Annotated in this window: 13 protein-coding genes; 6 read left to right on the top strand and 7 right to left on the bottom strand. The window is 62.8% G+C overall.

The features are described from left to right. Nucleotides 1-92: 92 nt before the first annotated feature. Together BGK68_RS25650 and BGK68_RS25645 are read left to right on the top strand one after the other, a co-directional pair. Nucleotides 93-776, top strand: a complete 684-nt coding sequence (locus BGK68_RS25650) for a fumarylacetoacetate hydrolase family protein (protein ID WP_075259401.1) — start codon at nucleotides 93-95, stop codon at nucleotides 774-776. Between the two features lie 301 nt (nucleotides 777-1077). Beyond that, nucleotides 1078-2541: a DEAD/DEAH box helicase gene (locus BGK68_RS25645; RefSeq protein WP_075259400.1), complete on the top strand. Its 1464-nt coding sequence runs from the start codon at nucleotides 1078-1080 to the stop codon at nucleotides 2539-2541. 9 nt (nucleotides 2542-2550) lie between these two features. Here BGK68_RS25645 and gluQRS read toward each other — a convergent pair whose 3' ends face one another. Together gluQRS and BGK68_RS25635 are read right to left on the bottom strand one after the other, a co-directional pair. Then, nucleotides 2551-3435 (bottom strand): tRNA glutamyl-Q(34) synthetase GluQRS, encoded by an 885-nt coding sequence (gluQRS, locus tag BGK68_RS25640; RefSeq protein ID WP_075259399.1) that lies wholly within the window; start codon nucleotides 3433-3435, stop codon nucleotides 2551-2553. Next, a complete protein-coding gene (locus BGK68_RS25635; RefSeq protein ID WP_075259398.1) occupies nucleotides 3432-4370 on the bottom strand; it encodes a LysR family transcriptional regulator in 939 nt (312 codons plus the stop codon). The genes gluQRS and BGK68_RS25635 overlap by 4 nt, the downstream gene beginning before the upstream one ends. 148 nt (nucleotides 4371-4518) lie before the next feature. Here BGK68_RS25635 and BGK68_RS25630 point away from each other — a divergent pair, with 148 nt between their 5' ends. Both BGK68_RS25630 and BGK68_RS25625 read left to right on the top strand, forming a co-directional pair. Further along, the gene (locus BGK68_RS25630) at nucleotides 4519-5220 is read left to right on the top strand and encodes a pirin family protein (RefSeq protein ID WP_075259397.1); all 702 of its coding nucleotides are present in this window, start codon (nucleotides 4519-4521) and stop codon (nucleotides 5218-5220) included. Between the two features lie 124 nt (nucleotides 5221-5344). Next, entirely contained in the window at nucleotides 5345-5920 is a 576-nt protein-coding gene (locus BGK68_RS25625; RefSeq protein WP_048348610.1) for a flavodoxin family protein, read from the top strand. An 87-nt stretch (nucleotides 5921-6007) separates the two neighbouring features. On the opposite strand, the gene BGK68_RS25620 is transcribed toward BGK68_RS25625, so the two are convergent. Next, complete coding sequence (locus BGK68_RS25620; protein ID WP_075259396.1) at nucleotides 6008-6889, bottom strand: sulfurtransferase; 882 nt, start codon at nucleotides 6887-6889, stop codon at nucleotides 6008-6010. Between the two features lie 241 nt (nucleotides 6890-7130). Between BGK68_RS25620 and dnaE the strand changes: the two genes are divergently transcribed. Continuing rightward, a complete protein-coding gene (dnaE, locus tag BGK68_RS25615) occupies nucleotides 7131-10589 on the top strand; it encodes a DNA polymerase III subunit alpha (protein WP_075259395.1) in 3459 nt (1152 codons plus the stop codon). Nucleotides 10590-10737: 148 nt separating this feature from the next. After that, entirely contained in the window at nucleotides 10738-11946 is a 1209-nt protein-coding gene (locus BGK68_RS25610; protein WP_075259394.1) for an O-antigen ligase family protein, read from the top strand. On the opposite strand, the gene BGK68_RS25605 is transcribed toward BGK68_RS25610, so the two are convergent. The 4 genes from BGK68_RS25605 to msbA are packed head-to-tail and all read right to left on the bottom strand — an operon-like array spanning nucleotide 11947 to nucleotide 16810. Continuing rightward, a complete protein-coding gene (locus tag BGK68_RS25605) occupies nucleotides 11947-12963 on the bottom strand; it encodes a glycosyltransferase family 8 protein (protein ID WP_233149419.1) in 1017 nt (338 codons plus the stop codon). Between the two features lie 18 nt (nucleotides 12964-12981). Continuing rightward, nucleotides 12982-13968, bottom strand: a complete 987-nt coding sequence (locus BGK68_RS25600) for a glycosyltransferase family 8 protein (RefSeq protein ID WP_075259392.1) — start codon at nucleotides 13966-13968, stop codon at nucleotides 12982-12984. Next, nucleotides 13968-15071, bottom strand: a complete 1104-nt coding sequence (locus BGK68_RS25595) for a glycosyltransferase family 9 protein (RefSeq protein WP_075259391.1) — start codon at nucleotides 15069-15071, stop codon at nucleotides 13968-13970. Before BGK68_RS25595 ends, BGK68_RS25600 begins: the two co-directional genes overlap by 1 nt. A gap of 2 nt (nucleotides 15072-15073) precedes the next feature. Continuing rightward, complete coding sequence (gene msbA, locus BGK68_RS25590) at nucleotides 15074-16810, bottom strand: lipid A export permease/ATP-binding protein MsbA (RefSeq protein ID WP_075259390.1); 1737 nt, start codon at nucleotides 16808-16810, stop codon at nucleotides 15074-15076. Between the last annotated feature and the right edge of the window lie 7 nt (nucleotides 16811-16817).

Genomic DNA, 16817 nt, shown 5'->3' with positions numbered 1-16817 from the left:
TGTCAGACAACTTGTTGTTCATCAATGTCCGACTGTACTGATTACTGCTATCAGCAACAAACAAACATTTTCGCCACGACGGAGTCTTCCTGATGAGCTTTGCCATTCCCGCCCCCGCCCAGGCCACGGTTGCCGTGGTCGGCGGTGCAGCTTTCCCGGTTCGCCGCATCTACTGCGTGGGGCGCAACTATGCTGCCCATGCCCGTGAAATGGGCCACGATCCGGACCGCGAGCCGCCGTTCTTCTTCATGAAGCCGGCCGACGCCGTCGTGCCCACCGACTCCGTGGTGCCGTATCCGGCCGCCACTTCCGATTATCACCACGAGATCGAACTGGTGGTGGCGCTGGCCAAGGGCGGTCGCCATATCCCGGTGGAACAGGCGCTGGAACTGGTGTTTGGTTATGCCGTGGGCCTGGACATGACCCGCCGCGACATCCAGGCCCAGGCCAAGAAGCTGGGCCGCCCCTGGGACATGGCCAAGGGTTTCGACCAGTCCGCCCCCTGCGCGCCCATCGTGCCGGTGGCGCAGGCTGGCCACCCCGACAAGGGCGCTGTCTGGCTCAAGGTCAACGGCGAAGTGCGCCAGCAGGGCGACCTGACGGACCTGATCTGGAGCGTGGCTGAGACCATTTCCTATCTGTCGGGCCTGGTCGAACTGTTCCCGGGCGACCTGATCTTTACGGGGACGCCCGAAGGCGTGGGGGCTGTCGTCAAGGGCGACAAGCTGCAAGGCCACGTTGACGGCTTGCCGGACATCAATATCACCATTGGCTGATCACACCATGAGCCCCGTGGCAGCGCCCTTTGCGGACGTTTTGCCACGGCTGGCCGGGCCTGGACACCAAACTGTCATGAAGTGCAAGGAGATGCGGCGTATAATACGCAGTTCCGGGCAATTGGCAGCAGCTGGCCCGGTCAGCATCTTTGCATCATCCGAAGCGCCCGGCCGAGCAGGTTTGGCCGGTTCGCCCGTAACACATCAACACAGAAAGCAATCAGAACCCGTGCGCATGCACCCCATGCACCGGAGCCGCCTGGCGGCTGCCGCGGCGCTGTCGCACCGTTCGCAATAAACCATGTCCGACACCACGTCCGCGTCCGCAGCACCGGCTGCACCCGCCGTCCGCTTTGAAGATTTCGGCCTTTCGCCCGATATCCTGAAGGCCCTGGCCGAACAAGGCTACGTCCACCCGACCCCTATCCAGGCCCAGGCCATTCCTGTGGTACTGCAAGGCCGGGACGTGATGGGCGCCGCCCAGACCGGCACCGGCAAGACCGCCGGCTTCTCGCTGCCCATCATCCAGCGCCTGCTGCAGCACGCCAGCCATAGCGCCTCGCCCGCCCGCCATCCGGTGCGCGCCCTGATCCTGACACCCACCCGCGAGCTGGCCGACCAGGTCGCCGACAACGTGGCCGCCTACTGCCGCTTCACCCCGCTGCGTTCCACCGTGGTCTTCGGCGGCGTGGACATGGCCCCGCAGACCGCGATCCTGCGCGCCGGTGTAGAGATCGTCATCGCCACGCCGGGCCGCCTGCTCGATCACGTGCAGCAAAAGACGGTGAACCTGTCGCAGACCCAGATCCTGGTCATGGACGAAGCCGACCGCATGCTGGACATGGGCTTCCTGCCGGACCTGCAGCGCATCATCAACCTGCTGCCCAAGCAGCGCCAGAATCTGCTGTTCTCGGCCACCTTCTCCCCGGAAATCAAGAAGCTGGCCGCCAGCTTCCAGAACAACCCGGTCACCATCGAAGTGGCGCGCAGCAATGCCACGGCCGAAAACGTCAGCCAGACCATCTACAAGGTGGAGGAAGCGGCCAAGGCCGATGCGGTCAGCTTCATCATCCGCCAGCGCGAACTGAAGCAGGTGATTGTCTTCTCCAATACCAAGATCGGCGCTTCCCGCCTGGCGCGCACCCTGGTCGCCGAAGGCGTGAAGGCGTCGGCCATTCACGGCGACAAGACCCAGTCCGAGCGCATGGCTGCGCTGGAAGCCTTCAAGCAAGGTCAGATCGAAGTGCTGGTGGCCACTGACGTGGCCGCGCGCGGTCTGGACATCGCCGAGCTGCCCTGCGTGATCAACTACGATCTGCCCTATAACGCCGAAGACTACGTCCACCGCATTGGGCGCACCGGCCGTGCCGGCGCATCGGGCGATGCGATCTCCCTGTTCTGCGACAAGGATGACCGCCTGCTGACCGATATCGAGAAGCTGATCAAGAAGAAGTTCGAGCGTGCCGAGCTGACGGGGTTTGCCCCGCGTGCCCGTCATGAGCGTGGTGACCGTGCCGAGCGAGGTGAACGAAGCGAGCGGGGTGAGCGTAGCGATCGCGGCGACCGTAGTGATCGTGGCGAACGCAGCCGCAGCAGCCGCGAAGGTGGCGCTGCGCCGATGCGCCGCGAGAAAGTCGATCCGTGGTTCCTCAAGCCCTACGAACCCAGCGCCGTCGAGACCGTCTCCACCAAGCCAGAGCTGGCCAAGAACAATCGTCCCAAGGCCAAGGTGGCGGCCCTGCTGGGTGGCATGCCCAAGCGCTGATCTTGCTTTTCAACGCGGGCCGAAACGCGCTTGCCAGCCGGTAAGCGCGAGGCTCCAGAATCCCTCCCGGTCGCGGGCGGCGCCCGTGTCCAACCCCAGGAAGGCGGCCGCCTGCTGCAGTGCTTGCAGCGGCTGGCTCAGGTCCAGCGCCTGAGCGCCGTTCTGCTTGGAAAACTTCTCTCCCGCTTCATTCGTCAGCAACGGCACGTGCAGGTAACGCGGCGTCGGATAGCCCAGCAGGCCTTGCAGGTAGATCTGCCGCGCTGTCGAATCCAGCAGGTCTGCTCCCCGCACGATGTCGGTCACGCCCTGCTCGGCGTCATCCACCACCACAGCCAGTTGATAGGCCCAGAAACCGTCGGCCCGCTGCAGCACGAAGTCGCCCACCTCGGCGGCCAGGTGCTGCGCTTGCGGACCCAGCCAGCGATCCTCGAATTGCACCAGTTCACCTGCCTGGCCCGGATCGGGCACGCGCAGGCGCAGTGTGCGCGCCTCTTTTCCTGGCGCCAGGCCATGGCGGCAGGTACCGGGATAGATGGCCGCGCCGTCGCTGGCGGTACCCACCCGTGAATCGGCAATTTCCTTGCGGCTGCAACCACAAGGGTAGGCCAGTGCGCCCAGCCGTTCGCGCGCCAGCTGGTAGCGCGCCTTGCGCTGGCTCTGCACCAGCACCGGGCCGTCCGAGCGCATGTCCAGCGCTGCCAGGGTGGCGATGATGTCCTGTGCAGCGCCTTGCACGGTGCGGGTTTCGTCGATGTCTTCGATCCGCAGCAGCCAGCGGCCAGCATGCACGCGCGCGTCCAGATAGCTGGCCAGCGCCGCCACCAGCGAGCCGGCATGCAGCGGGCCGGAAGGCGAGGGCGCAAAGCGACCTACATAGGCGTGGCCGCTCACGCTTGCTCCCGCATCGGCACTGGCCCGATCAGCGACTGGCGTACATGCGGCTGCGCCAGATGCTGGATGAACCATTTCAAGGATTTGCCCTGCTCGGCCTTGGGCCAGGCCACCATGAAGTTGTCGTTCGGCTTGGCGGCCAAGGTCTGCTTTTCCACCAATGCGCCCGAGGCCAGGTAGGGTTCGGCCCAGATGCGCGGCAGATGACCGCAGCCCAGGCCTGCCAGCTGAGCTTGCAGCTTGTCGGCCACGGTGGAGACAGTGAGCGTTTCCTGGCCCGACAGCAGGCCCATGGTCAGGGTGGGCAGCGACTGGCTGTTGTCGCCCACCGCGATGGCCCGATGGCTGCGTACCAGCTCGGCGGAAAGCGGTTCTTCGACACCGGCCAGGGGATGCTGCGGGGCCACCACAAACACCCAGTCCACTGCCCCCAGCTCCTGCATCTGGAAACGGCCGCTGGTGCGCACCACTTCGGGGCCGTCCAGCGTGACGCCGATGACCAGGTTGGCGCGGCCCTCGATGAGCTTTTCCCAGGCGCCGGTCAGCACTCCAGGAGTGAAGCGCAACCGTGTGCCCGACTGTTCGCGATCGAAGGCGGCGATGATGGGCAGCATCTTGTCGAAAGGAATCAGACTGTTGAGCACGATGTGCAATTCGGTCTCGCGACCGGTGGCAGTGCGCTTGACGCGCTGCTCCAGGTCATTGGCCGCCAGCAGCAGATGGCGACCTTCCTGCAACAACTGCAGGCCCGCCGGTGTCAACTGGGCGCGGTGGCCGCGGCGGTCGAACAGCAATACGTCGAGGTCGTCTTCCAGCTTGCGCACGCTATAGGTCAGCGCCGAGGGCACGCGGTCCAGCGCCACCGCAGCAGCGGCAAAGCTGCCTTTGCGGTCGATCATGTCCAGGATCAGCAGGGATTCGAGGGTCAGGTTCACGAGACTTCCACTTGTTTAATTTTTTTGAACGAATGCTACGGATTTTAGACCTTATCTACGAAAAAGATAGCAACTATAGTGACGCCATCGACAAACATTTTGTACAAGCCAATCCCGGTGCGTACCTACTGAAGAAAGAGGTGTTGACATGATGGAAATTCGCAAAGCGAACGATCGTGGCCACGCCAACCACGGTTGGCTGGATTCGTATCACAGCTTTTCATTCGCGGACTACTATGATCCCAGGCACATGGGTTTCGGCCCCTTGCGCGTGATCAACGAAGACCGCGTGGCCGCCGGCCAGGGCTTCGGTACGCACGGCCACCGCGACATGGAGATCATTTCCTACGTACTCGAAGGCGAGCTGGCCCACAAGGACAGCATGGGCAATGGCAGCGTGATCCGTCCCGGTGACGTGCAACGCATGAGTGCAGGCACGGGCGTGCGTCACTCGGAGTACAACCACTCCCAGGACGGCACCACGCACTTCCTGCAAATCTGGATCATGCCCGACCGCGCCGGCGCTGAACCGGGCTACCAGGAGGCGCATTTCTCGGCGGCGGACAAGGACGGCAAGCTGCGTCTGGTCGCCTCGGCCGATGGCCGCGACGGTTCGGTCAGCATGAACCAGGACGCCCAACTGTATGCAGGCCTCTTCGACGGCGCCCAAACCGCCGAGTACACCCTGCCGCAAGGCCGCCTGGGCTATGTGCATGTGGCCCGCGGCAAGGTCAGCGTCAATGGTCAAGCGCTGGAAGCCGGCGACGCCGTCAAGCTCAGTGCAGTCGAGCGCATCGAGATCGGCGGTGGTGAAAAGGCCGAAGTTTTGTTGTTCGACCTGCCGCGCTGAGACTTGGGCAAGCTCAGGCTGTAGTCTCACCGTCTCGTAGTCTTGTTGTTCCGCAGTCCCTTCCGCCGGCGCCGATCACGCTGGCGGCTCACTCTCCCACTCTCTAGAGAAAAGGAATTTCGCCATGACCAAAGTTGCCATCGTTTATCACTCCGGCTACGGCCACACCAAGAAGCAGGCTGAAGCTGTACAGGCGGGTGCTGCCGGCGTTGCCGGCGCCAATGTCGAACTGATCGCCATCAGCGCCGAAGGCACCATCACCGATGAACAATGGGCCAGCCTGGATGCGGCCGACGCCATCATCTTCGGTTCGCCGACCTACATGGGTACCGTGTCCTGGCAGTTCAAGAAATTTGCCGACGCCTCCTCCAAGCCCTGGTTCAGCCAGAAGTGGAAGGACAAGGTCGGCGCCGCCTTCACCAACTCGGCCACCATGAACGGCGACAAGCTCTCGACCCTGCACTACCTGTTCACGCTGGGCATGCAGCACAGCATGATCTGGGTCGGCACCGGCCTGATGCCTGCCAACAGCAAGGCCGCGCAACGCAACGACATCAACTTCGTCGGTTCCTTCTCGGGCCTGATGGCGCAAAGCCCGTCGGATTCCTCGCCGGAAGAAGGCCCGCTGCCGGGTGACCTGGAAACGGCCAAGCTGTTTGGCGCGCGTGTGGTGGAAACGGCTGCCCGGTTCAAGAAGTAATCTTCATTTGATAGATTGAGAAGTAGAGATGTAAAAAAGCCGACCTCACAAGGGTCGGCTTTTTCGTTGCCAGGGGCGGCGCGCCGCTCAGGCTGCGGCGGAGCTGGCTTCCTGCGCCGCATGCTGCTTGCCGGCGCAATGGGGGCAGGACTTGCCCGGGACGTAATCCGGCGACAACTGCTCGCGCGGGGTGACTACGGCGCGGCAGGCGAAGCATTGCGCGGTCTGGGTTTCCTTCAGTTCCGGGCTCAGCGCGGTGCGGTAGTCGAAGACGAAGCAATCGCCCTTGTAGTGGGCGCCGCCGACGTCCTCGAAATACTTCAGGATGCCGCCTTCCAGCTGGTAGACATGGTCATAGCCGATGTTCTGCATATGAATGGCCGCCTTTTCGCAGCGGATGCCGCCGGTGCAGAAGGTCACCACGGTCTTGCCTTCGAAATCGGCCTTGTGGTCTTCGATGACCTTGGGGAATTCGGTGAACTTGCTGATGCGGTAGTCCACCGTGTTGTCGAAGGTGCCGACATCGACTTCGAAGCCGTTGCGGGTATCCACCATCACCACCGGACGGCCCTCGTCATCATGACCCTGGTCCAGCCAGCGCTTGAGCTCCTTGGGCTCCACGAAGGGCGCGCGACCCAGTTCCGGCTTGATCAGCGGATGCTTCATGGTGATGATCTCGGCCTTGAGCTTGACCAGCATGCGGGTGAAGGGCTGCTTCTCGGAATAGCTTTCCTTGACGACCAGGTCGGCAAAGCGTGCATCGGCACGCAGCCAGGCCAGGAAGGCGTCGATGTCGGCGCGCAGGCCGGCCAGGAAGAGGTTGATGCCTTCCGGGCTCAGGATCACGGTGCCGCGCAGATTGTGCTGTTGGCAAAAGGCCAGGAATTGCGGACGCTTTTCAGCGGTGTCGTCGAAACTGACGAATTTGTAGGCGGCAATGTTGACGTAGGGTGTATCGGGGGACTGCATGGTTCGTTACTCAGCTCTAAGTCTTTGAATTGTCAGCATTATATACGGGCGGGCAGGGCGTTCGCAGCTATTTGGCGGGCTGCACACACCCGCTGTGGCGCTTCTCTGATGCAGATCAAGGCAGCTCCTCTCGATCCAGTAGCCGATTTTGCGTAAATCATTCACAACAAAGTCGAATTTCCTGACAAAAGCTGTCGTTGCGGAAGGGGACTTCGTGCTAGGTCCGGTAAAATGTCGCCCCATGACTACCCCGCAATTTGTACATCTCCGTATGCACTCGGAGTATTCCATCGTGGACGGCCTGGTGCGTATCGACGACATCGTCAAGGCCGCTGCCAAGGATGGCCAAGCCGCCCTGGCGGTAACCGACCTCGCCAACCTGTTCTGCATGGTGCGTTTCTACAAGGAAGCGCGCGGCAAGGGCGTCAAGCCCATCGCCGGCTGCGACCTGTGGATCACCAACGATGCCGACCGCGAAAAGCCCTTCCGCCTGCTGGTGCTGATCAAGAACCGTCACGGTTACCTGCAACTGTGCGAAGTATTGTCCCAAGCCTGGCTCAACAACCAGTACAAGGGCCGCGCCGAAGTGCGCATGGAATGGCTGGACGCACTGCGTCACCAGGAAGGCGGCAATGGCTTGATCGCCCTGTCCGGCGCCGCCATGGGCGACATCGGCCAGGCCATCGACAATGGCAACCTGGCCCAGGCCGAGGCCTGCGCCCGCCGCTGGGCCGAGATCTTCCCCGGTGCCTTCTACCTGGAATTGCAACGCGCCGGCCAGGCCAACATGGAAGTGCAGGTGCGCCAGAGCGTCGCCCTGGGCGCCAAGCTGGGTCTGCCGTGCGTGGCCACGCACCCGATCCAGTTCCAGAGCCCGGAAGAATTCATCGCCCACGAAGCCCGCACCTGTATCGCCGAAGGCGAGATCATGGCCAATGCGCGTCGCGTGCGCCGCTTCAACGAGCAGCAATACTTCAAGTCGCAGGCCGAGATGGCCGAGCTGTTCGCCGACCTGCCGGGCGCAGTGGCCAACACCGTGGAAATCGCCAAGCGCTGCAACCTGGTGCTGCAACTGGGCAAGCCGCAACTGCCCGACTTCCCCACACCGGACGGCATGACCATCGATGACTTCCTGGTGGCCCAGACCAAGGCCGGCCTGGAAGTGCGGCTCAAGGAACTGTTCCCCAACGAAGCCGAGCGCGAGGCGCAGCGTCCGCGCTATGAGGCGCGCCTGGAGTTCGAGAACAACACCATCATCAAGATGAAGTTCCCGGGCTACTTCCTGATCGTGGCGGACTTCATCCAGTGGGCCAAGAACAATGGTGTGCCCGTGGGCCCTGGCCGGGGTTCCGGCGCCGGCTCCCTGGTGGCGTATTGCCTGTTGATTACCGACCTGGACCCGCTGCGCTACAACCTGCTGTTCGAGCGTTTCCTGAACCCGGAACGCGTCTCGATGCCCGACTTCGACATCGACTTCTGCCAGGAGGGCCGTGACCGCGTGATCCAGTATGTGAAGGATCGCTACGGCAAGGAGGCGGTCTCGCAGATCGCCACCTTCGGCACCATGGCCGCCAAGGGTGCGGTGCGCGACGTGGGCCGCGTGCTGGACCTGGGCTACAACTTCTGCGACGGCATCTCCAAGCTGATCCCCTTCAAGCCGGGCAAGCTGGTCACCCTGGCCGACGCCATCGAGGAAGAGCCGCTCTTGAAGGAACGGCTGGAGAACGAGGAAGAGGTCAAGCAGCTGATGGGCCTGGCCCAGCAGGTCGAAGGTATCGCCCGCAACATCGGCATGCACGCCGGTGGCGTGCTGATCGCACCCGGCAAGCTGACCGATTTCTGCCCGCTCTACACCCAGGGCGGCGACTCCGGCGTGGTCTCGCAGTACGACAAGGACGACGTGGAAGCCGTCGGCCTGGTGAAATTCGACTTTCTGGGCCTGACCACGCTGACCATCCTCGACCGGGCGGTGCGCTACATCCGCATGCTCGATCCGGCCATGGCCGACTTCGATCTGGCCAAGCTGCCGCTGGACGACCGGCCCTCCTACGAACTGCTGACCAAGGCCAAGACGGTCGCCGTGTTCCAGCTTGAAAGCCGCGGCATGCAGGGCATGCTGAAGGATGCGCGTCCTGACCGCTTCGAGGACATCATCGCCCTGGTGGCGCTGTATCGTCCGGGCCCGATGGACCTGATCCCCGATTTCTGCAAGCGCAAGCACGGCGAAGCCTTCGACTATCCTGACCCGCGTACCAAGGACATCCTCTCCGAGACCTACGGCATCATGGTCTATCAGGAGCAGGTGATGCAGATGGCGCAGGTCATCGGCGGCTACTCGCTGGGTGGCGCCGACTTGCTGCGCCGGGCGATGGGCAAGAAGAAGGCCGAGGAAATGGCCAAGCACCGTGAACTGTTCCGCGAAGGCGCGGCCAAGAACGGGCTGGACCAGGCCAAGGCCGACGAGATCTTCGACTTGATGGAAAAGTTCGCCGGCTACGGCTTCAACAAGTCGCACGCGGCCGCCTATGCGCTGCTGTCCTACTACACCGCCTACCTGAAGGCCCATCACCCTGCCGCGTTCATGGCCGCCAACTTGTCGCTGGCCATGGAAGACACGGACAAGGTCAAGATCCTGATCGAGGATTCGATCGACATCTGCAAGCTGGCCATCCTGCCGCCGGACATCAACAAGTCCGACTACCGCTTCATGCCGGTGGGCGAGCCGGGCAAGAAGGCTACCCAGATCCGCTATGGCCTGGGCGCCGTCAAGGGGGCCGGGCAGAACGCCATCGAAGCCATTCTGGAAGCACGCAAGAGCGGTCCCTTCAAGGACCTGTTCGACTTCGCCAAGCGGGTGGACAAGAAGCAGATCAATCGCCGCACCATCGATTCGCTGATCCGCGCCGGTGCCTTCGACTGCTTCAAGGTCGACCGCGCCGTCCTGCAGGCCTCAGTCAACCTGGCCTGGGAAAGCGCCGAGCAGGCCGAGAAATCGGCCAACCAGGTCAGCCTCTTCGGCGGCGACGACAGCGACCTGGAAGCGCCGCTGGAATACGTGCAGGTGCCGCCCTGGAGCGACAAGCAGCGCCTGACCGAAGAGAAGGGCGCGCTGGGCTTCTATCTGTCCGGCCACCTGTTCTCGGCTTACGAAAAGGAAGTGCGCCGCTTCGTGCGCACCAAGATCGCCAGCCTGGAACCGTCCTGGGAGCCGCGCAGCCTGGCCGGCATCATCACCGGCGTGCGGGTGCAGATGACCCAGCGCGGCAAGCTGGTGATCTGTACGCTCGACGATGGCACGGGCGTGATCGAAGCCACGATCTACAACGAATTGTTCGAACCCTTCAAGCACCTCATCAAGGAAGATGAATTGCTGGTGGTGTCGGGCAAGGTGTCGGAAGATCGTTTCAATGGCGGCCTGCGGGTGGCCGCCGACAAGGTGATGGACCTGGGCGCGGCGCGCATCCAGTACGGTGTGCGCATGGTGGTGTCGATCAACAAGGCGATCGACCCCAACCACCTGCGCGACACCTTGTCCGCGCATCGGCAGGAGCAGGGGCTGCCCTTCGTGATGCGCTACCAGCAGGCCGACGCGGCCTGCGAGGTGGTACTGGGCGACGCCTGGCGGATCAATCCCAGCGACAGTTTGCAGTCGACGTTGGTGGCTTCGTTTGGCAAGGAAGCGGTGGTGGTCGAATATTGATTCACACTTGAAGTTCAAGAGCTGTGGCGCAGGACCTCTTACGGCAAGAGACCGGGGGAGGGGCCAGAGGTCCGGCGTGCGCAGCTGATCGGAACCAGCGAGGGAGCTTGCCCCTCGTCAATTCAAACTAAAACAGGATGTTACTTAGATGGGCAGCTTCACTTCGTTCTCGGTTTTTCTTTTTTCGGCCATTTCCCTGATTGTTCCCAGCGGCTTTTCGGTTGGATCAGTCCTGCTGGCGCTGGGCAGCATCACCTTGGTCAACAAGTCGGTGCGTACTACCTTGAGCCGGGAGGATAGGCTGATCCTCGCCGTGCTGCTGGCCTATTTCGCCGTCACCGTGGCCATGCTGCTGTTGCACCACGAAAGCGGCAAGGAATATGACCTGCCGCTGCGCTTCTTCCTGGCGGCAACCGCCTTGCTGCTGCTGCGCGCCTATCCACCGGCACCAGCAGCCTTCTGGTCGGGCCTGATCCTGGGCGGCATCGGCGCGGGCGTGTTCGCAGGCTGGCAGTATTTTGCCCACAACGTGCGCGCCACCGGCTACACCAATGCCATCCAGTACGGCGACATCAGCTTCATCATCGGCATCCTGTGCCTGACGGGCATCACCTGGGCGATGCAGCAACGCGCCGCGCGGGCCTGGGTGGCGCTGTTGATTGTGGGCGGCGTCATGGGCCTGATGGGTTCCCTCTTCACCGGCAGCCGCGGCAGCTGGGTGGCCTTGCCGATCTGCTTGCTCATCCTTTGCGTGTACTACAGCCGCTCCATTCCCGCCCGTTATGTCTGGGGCAGCCTGGCCGCCCTGGTGGCGGCCATCGCCATCGTCTTTACCGTCATGCCGAGCTCGGACTTCCGTGCGCGGGTATCGCAGGCCTTTGCCGAAGCGTCGACCTACATGCAGAAGAAAGATGCGGACAGCTCCATCGGCACGCGCATGGAAATGTGGCGTGCTGGCGCCATGGCGGCGGCTGAAGCGCCGATGCTGGGGATGGGTAAGGCAGGTTTCGTGCAGTGGGAGACCGGACAGATCGAAGCCGGCAAGATCAATGCCCTCATGTCGGGCAACAACCACGTCTACAACGAATGGCTGGACGCCCTGGTCAAGCGCGGCATCCCCGGTCTGCTGGTCCTGCTGGCCCTGTATTTCGTGCCGTTGAGGCTGTTCATCGCGCGCCTGAAGTCTGCGCCTGAGCAAGCCAAGCCCTATGCCCTGGGTGGCATCCTGCTCATCGTCAACTACATCGGTTTCGGTTTTTCCCAGGTGTTCCTGGCGCACAACTCGGGAGTGATGACCCTGGGCTTCACCATGGTCATCCTGTGGGGCATGCTGCGCGGGGAAGAGTCGCGCAGTTGATCAGCGGCGCAGCTTCCTGCGCAGCGCCGTCAGCAGGAAGCGGGCATTCCAGTACAGGCCGCAGGCATAGTTGCCGCGCTTGATCAGGAAGCGCGCATAGACGCGCATTTCCTTGTGGTTCAGCGGCGCCGCATCCAGAGGCAGGTCGGACCAGGCTGACAAGGTGTGGTAGCGCAGATAGAGTTCGCGCGCCGCATGGCCGCTCCAGTCTATCCACGGCTTGACCAGGCCGGCAAAGTGGATGATGCGCGCATCACCCACCGGGCTCATGGTTTGCCGGCCTTGCTTGAGGTCGGCGATCATGCTGTAGATGTAGTTCCACTTCACCGGGATATAGCGCGCCTGCCCGTCCAGGACGATGTTGAGCGCGTCCTGGTCATTGAAGGTCAGTTTTTCGGGGTTGGAGACCAGCGCCCGGATGGCGGCTTCGCTGACCTTGTTCTTTTCCCATTCGGGGATATTGATGTAGAGCATGCCGGCGTTGAAGTAGCGCGGATGCTTCAGCCCCAGCACCGAATAGCGGCCATCGCGACCGGTCGGCGTTTCCCAGCCCACATCATCGACCACCAGTGCATTGGTGCCGTCCAGATCCATACCCATCAGTTCTTCCAGGCTGCCCACGCAGAGCATGTCGGCGTCCACGTAGAGTACGCGGTCGGTGTGGTCCTTGAGCGTGGCTGGCACGATCAGGCGCGTGAAGGTCGACAGCGAATAATAGGACTTGGCGATCATCTCCCCGAACTCGGCGAAGGTCTCCTGCGCCACCAGATGCGGCACTACCTTGATGTTGGGGTTCTCTTCGACGCTGCGCATGCGGCGCGCATTGTCTTCCGAAATGGCGAAGGCGAAGACGTGGAACACGAAGCGACGGCCCGGGTTGTTGGCCACCATCGAGGCCAGCATGGCCCCCATCGCCCGGAAGTAATGGTTGTCGACGCAGAAGGCGATATGCCAGGCCGCATCGGCGGCGGTCGCGGAATGCGCTGGATTCTGGAGCATGGATGCGGACGAGGTCATGTTGCTGGTACGGCTTTCTTACTTGGCGGCGCGCTTGCCGAGATAGCGCAGATACCACTTCAGGCTCTCCAGTGGACGCCCCTGGCGATACATGAAGCGCGAATGCATGCGCAATTCCTTGGTATTGCGCGGCTCCTGGTCCAGCGCCATGTCAGCCCAGGGCGAGATATCCAGATAGCGCCGGAACAGCGTGCAGACCTCATGCCGGCTCCACGCCGCCCACGGCTTCACGGCGCCGGCGAAGTGCACGAAGATGGCCTTGCCCACCGGCTTGAGGGCGAACTTGTTGACGTTCAGGTCGTGGATCAGGTCGTACAGGTAGTTCCATTTCGGCGAGACATAGCGGGCGCGGCCATTGAGGACGATATTGAGCGCGTCCTGGTCATTGAAGCGCATGTCGGTCTTGCTGTTGAGCAGGGCGTCGAGCGTCTTGGGCGTGATGTCCTCGGCCAGCCACTTGGGGATGTTGATGAAGATGACGCCACCGTTGAAATACTCCTTGTGCGCCAGTCCCAGCGCGGCCACACGGCGTTGCAGCGTCACTGGCGCGTCCGGCACCACCACCGCGATGTCCTGCGAGATGTCCATGTCCACCAGCGCATCGAGTCGGTTGAAGCACAGGATGTCGGCGTCCAGGTAGAGCACGCGGTCGGTGACCTCGGCCAGCACCGTGGGGATCACCAGGCGCGTGAAGATCGACAGCGAATAATGGGAATGCCCCAGGAAGTGCGAGAACTGGGTGAAATCGTTCAGGTCCAGCAGGTGCAGCTCGGTCTTGACGCGATACATCGATTCCAGCTGCTTCAAGCGCCGCTGATGGTCTTCCGACACCTCGAAGGCCAGGACGTGGAAGGTGAAATGCTGGTCCGGATTGTTGGCCACGATGGAGGCGATGGTGCCGCCCATGGCGCGGAAATAATTGTTATCGACGCAGAACGCGATATGGAAGGAGGGCTTGCCGTTGCCGGGGTGCGCCTTGATTTCTTCTTGGGAGGGGACGTTCATCAGATGGCTTTCATGACTTGTTCGACAGAGACCGCCTTGACCCAGTCGCGGCGGCCCGGCGCGGTGATGACGGTGCTGTGGGCGCGATCGACCGGCACCCACTCTGGATTCTTCTGGCGCATCAGCGCGATGACCGGCACATGGACCGCATTGGCCAGGTGCATCACCGCCGTTTCCACCGAAATGATCAGGTCGCAGGCAGCCAGCATGGCCGGCAGCTGGAAGAAGTTTTCTTCGGCGCTGAACAGTTCAGTGCCTTGCAGGCCATAGCGGCCGATCACCTCACGGGCGTGGGCAAGCTCCTGGGGCACGGCATTGACGATAAAGCGGGCGTCCTGCCAGCCCTCACGCTGCTGCATGGCCTGGATCAGGTCAGCCACATGCTCCAGCGGCCAGCAGCGTTTCCTGGTCTTCGCATAGGGGTTGATGAAGACCAGTTTGCCGGTGCGCGGGGCGAACTGCCAGGCCGCCAGCTGGTCTAGCGCGTACTGACGCCATTGCGGTGGGACGTCTACGAAGGGGAAGCGCGCCTGGCCGGTGACTTCCAGCCCGCTCAGTTGCCGGAACCAGTGGGCATAGACGTCGCTGATGTGATGCTCCGGCTGACTGCTGCGATAAGGCGGCATGACCGCATCGAGCTTGCGGTAGGCCAGCAGGTGGTGCGGCTGCAGCAGCGAGACCTTCTTCTTCATGCCCACCACCCAGCCCTCGGGGCTGATCTCACGGGCCAGTCCGGCGTAGAGGTGCGGGCGCAGCGTGGCCAGCGAGACCACGATAGGGTAGTGCTCGGCGCGCGCCTCTTCGATGCTGTCGCGATACAGCGCCGGGCTGTAGGTGCGGGTATAGACCTTGGTGAAGAAGGGGCAGGCCGCCGTCCAGTCGTAGAGCGCGTACTTCTGCAGATGCGGCCACTGGCTGCTGTCGGCGGTGCGGCGTACTTCATCGACCCACAGGTGGACCTTGAGGTGAGGATGCTGCGCGGCGAAGGCCTTGAAGAAATTCTGCAGGTAGGTGAAATCGCCCAGGGCGAGGTGGGCGATGAAAAGGATCTTGTCCGACTGCTTCAGCAGGTCAGCGGGGATCAGGGTAGCTTGCGTGCTCATGTTCAGACCGAGGCTTGTTGGGAGAACTGCAGGCGGTACAGGTTGGCATAGACGCCTTCCTGTTCCAGCAGCGCCTGGTGGGTGCCGATCTCGGCGATCTGGCCATGGGCCAGCACCACGATACGGTCGGCGCGTTCGATGGTGGAGAGGCGGTGTGCGATCACGAAGGTGGTGCGGCCCTGCATCAGCCGATCCAGCGCGGCCTGCACGGCGCGTTCGGATTCGGTATCCAGCGCCGAGGTGGCCTCGTCCAGGATCAGGATGGGGGCATCCTTGTAGATCGCGCGCGCAATGGCCACGCGCTGGCGCTGGCCGCCCGAGAGGCGCGAACCATTGTCGCCCAGGCGGGTTTGCAGGCCTTCGGGCAGCCCGGCCACCACGTCGATGAGGTGGGCAGCTTCCACTGCAGCCTCCACCCGTGCCGGGTCCGGATTGGCATCGCCGTAGGCAATGTTGGCCGCCAGGGTGTCATCGAAGAGCACGGTATTCTGGTTGACCATGGCGATCTGCTGGCGCAGGCTTTGCAGCGAGATGGTCTCGATGTCGCGGCCATCCAGGCGGATCTCGCCACTGCTGCAGGAATAGAATCCCGGGATCAGGCTCACCAGCGTCGATTTGCCGCCGCCGGACATGCCCACGAAGGCGATGGTCTCGCCAGCCTCGACGTGCAGATTGACGTTCTTCAGGGCCAGTTGCTCGTGACCGGGATAGGCGAAGCCGACCTCGACGAAATCGAGCTGGCCGGTAGCACGCCCGGACAGGGCCTCGCCGCTAGTGCGCTCGGTGGTCTTGTCGATGAGCTTGTAGACTTCTTCGGCAGCGGCCATGCCGCGTTGCAGGGGACCGTTGATTTCAGCCAGCTGCTTCAAGGGTGTCAGCAGCATGAGCATGGCGGTGATGAAGGAGACGAAGCCACCTACCGTGATCTGGCCATTGCCCGACTGGATCAGGGCCATGACGATCACCACGGCCACGGCGGTAGCCGTCATCAACTGGGTGATCGGGACCGTGGAAGAGAAGGCCGCCGTCATGCGCATGGTGTAGCTGCGCAGGTTTTCGGCGCGGCGGTTGAAGCGTTCCTTTTCATAGTCCTGGCCGCCGAAGATCTTGATGACCTGCTGCGCGCGCGTGGTTTCCTCGATGACCTGGGTCATCTCGGCGTTGACCGCCAGCGAATCGCGGTTGAGTTTCTTCAAGCGCTTGCCGGTGGTGCGCACCACCAGGGTCACCAGCGGCAGCAGCACCAGGGTGACGATGGTCAGCACCCAGTTCAGGTACAGCAGCCAGGCCAGCAGGCCCAGCACGGTCAGTGCCGAGCGCAGGATGGAGGTGAACACCTTGGTGACCATGTCGATGATCTGCTGGACCTCGAACATCATGGAATTGATGACCTTGCCCACCGTATTGGTGGCATAGAAGTGCAGCGGCAGGTCCAGCATGCGGGCGAACATCTGGCGGCGCAGCTCATTGAGGATGCGGGTCGAGACCCAGGTCATCATGTAAGAGCTGGTAAAGGTGGCGATGCCGCGGATGAAGAAGATGCCGATCACCGCCACCGGCACCAGCCACAGCGAAAACGCCGGCTTGCCCACGAAGCCCTTGTCCAGCAATACCTGAAAGATATAGGGCACCACCGGTTCGGTGGCCGCAGTGACGATCATGGCAATGAACGCGACCGCCAGGCGCTTCTTGTAGGGCCAGTGCAGGGCGGCGAGGCGTTTCATGTTGTTGGACAGCATCCGGGAA

Source organism: Herbaspirillum camelliae (assembly GCF_001929405.1).
Taxonomy (GTDB): domain Bacteria; phylum Pseudomonadota; class Gammaproteobacteria; order Burkholderiales; family Burkholderiaceae_D; genus Herbaspirillum; species Herbaspirillum seropedicae.
Note: the sequence above shows the minus strand (reverse complement) of the source record. Positions and strands in the feature narration are given on the sequence as shown.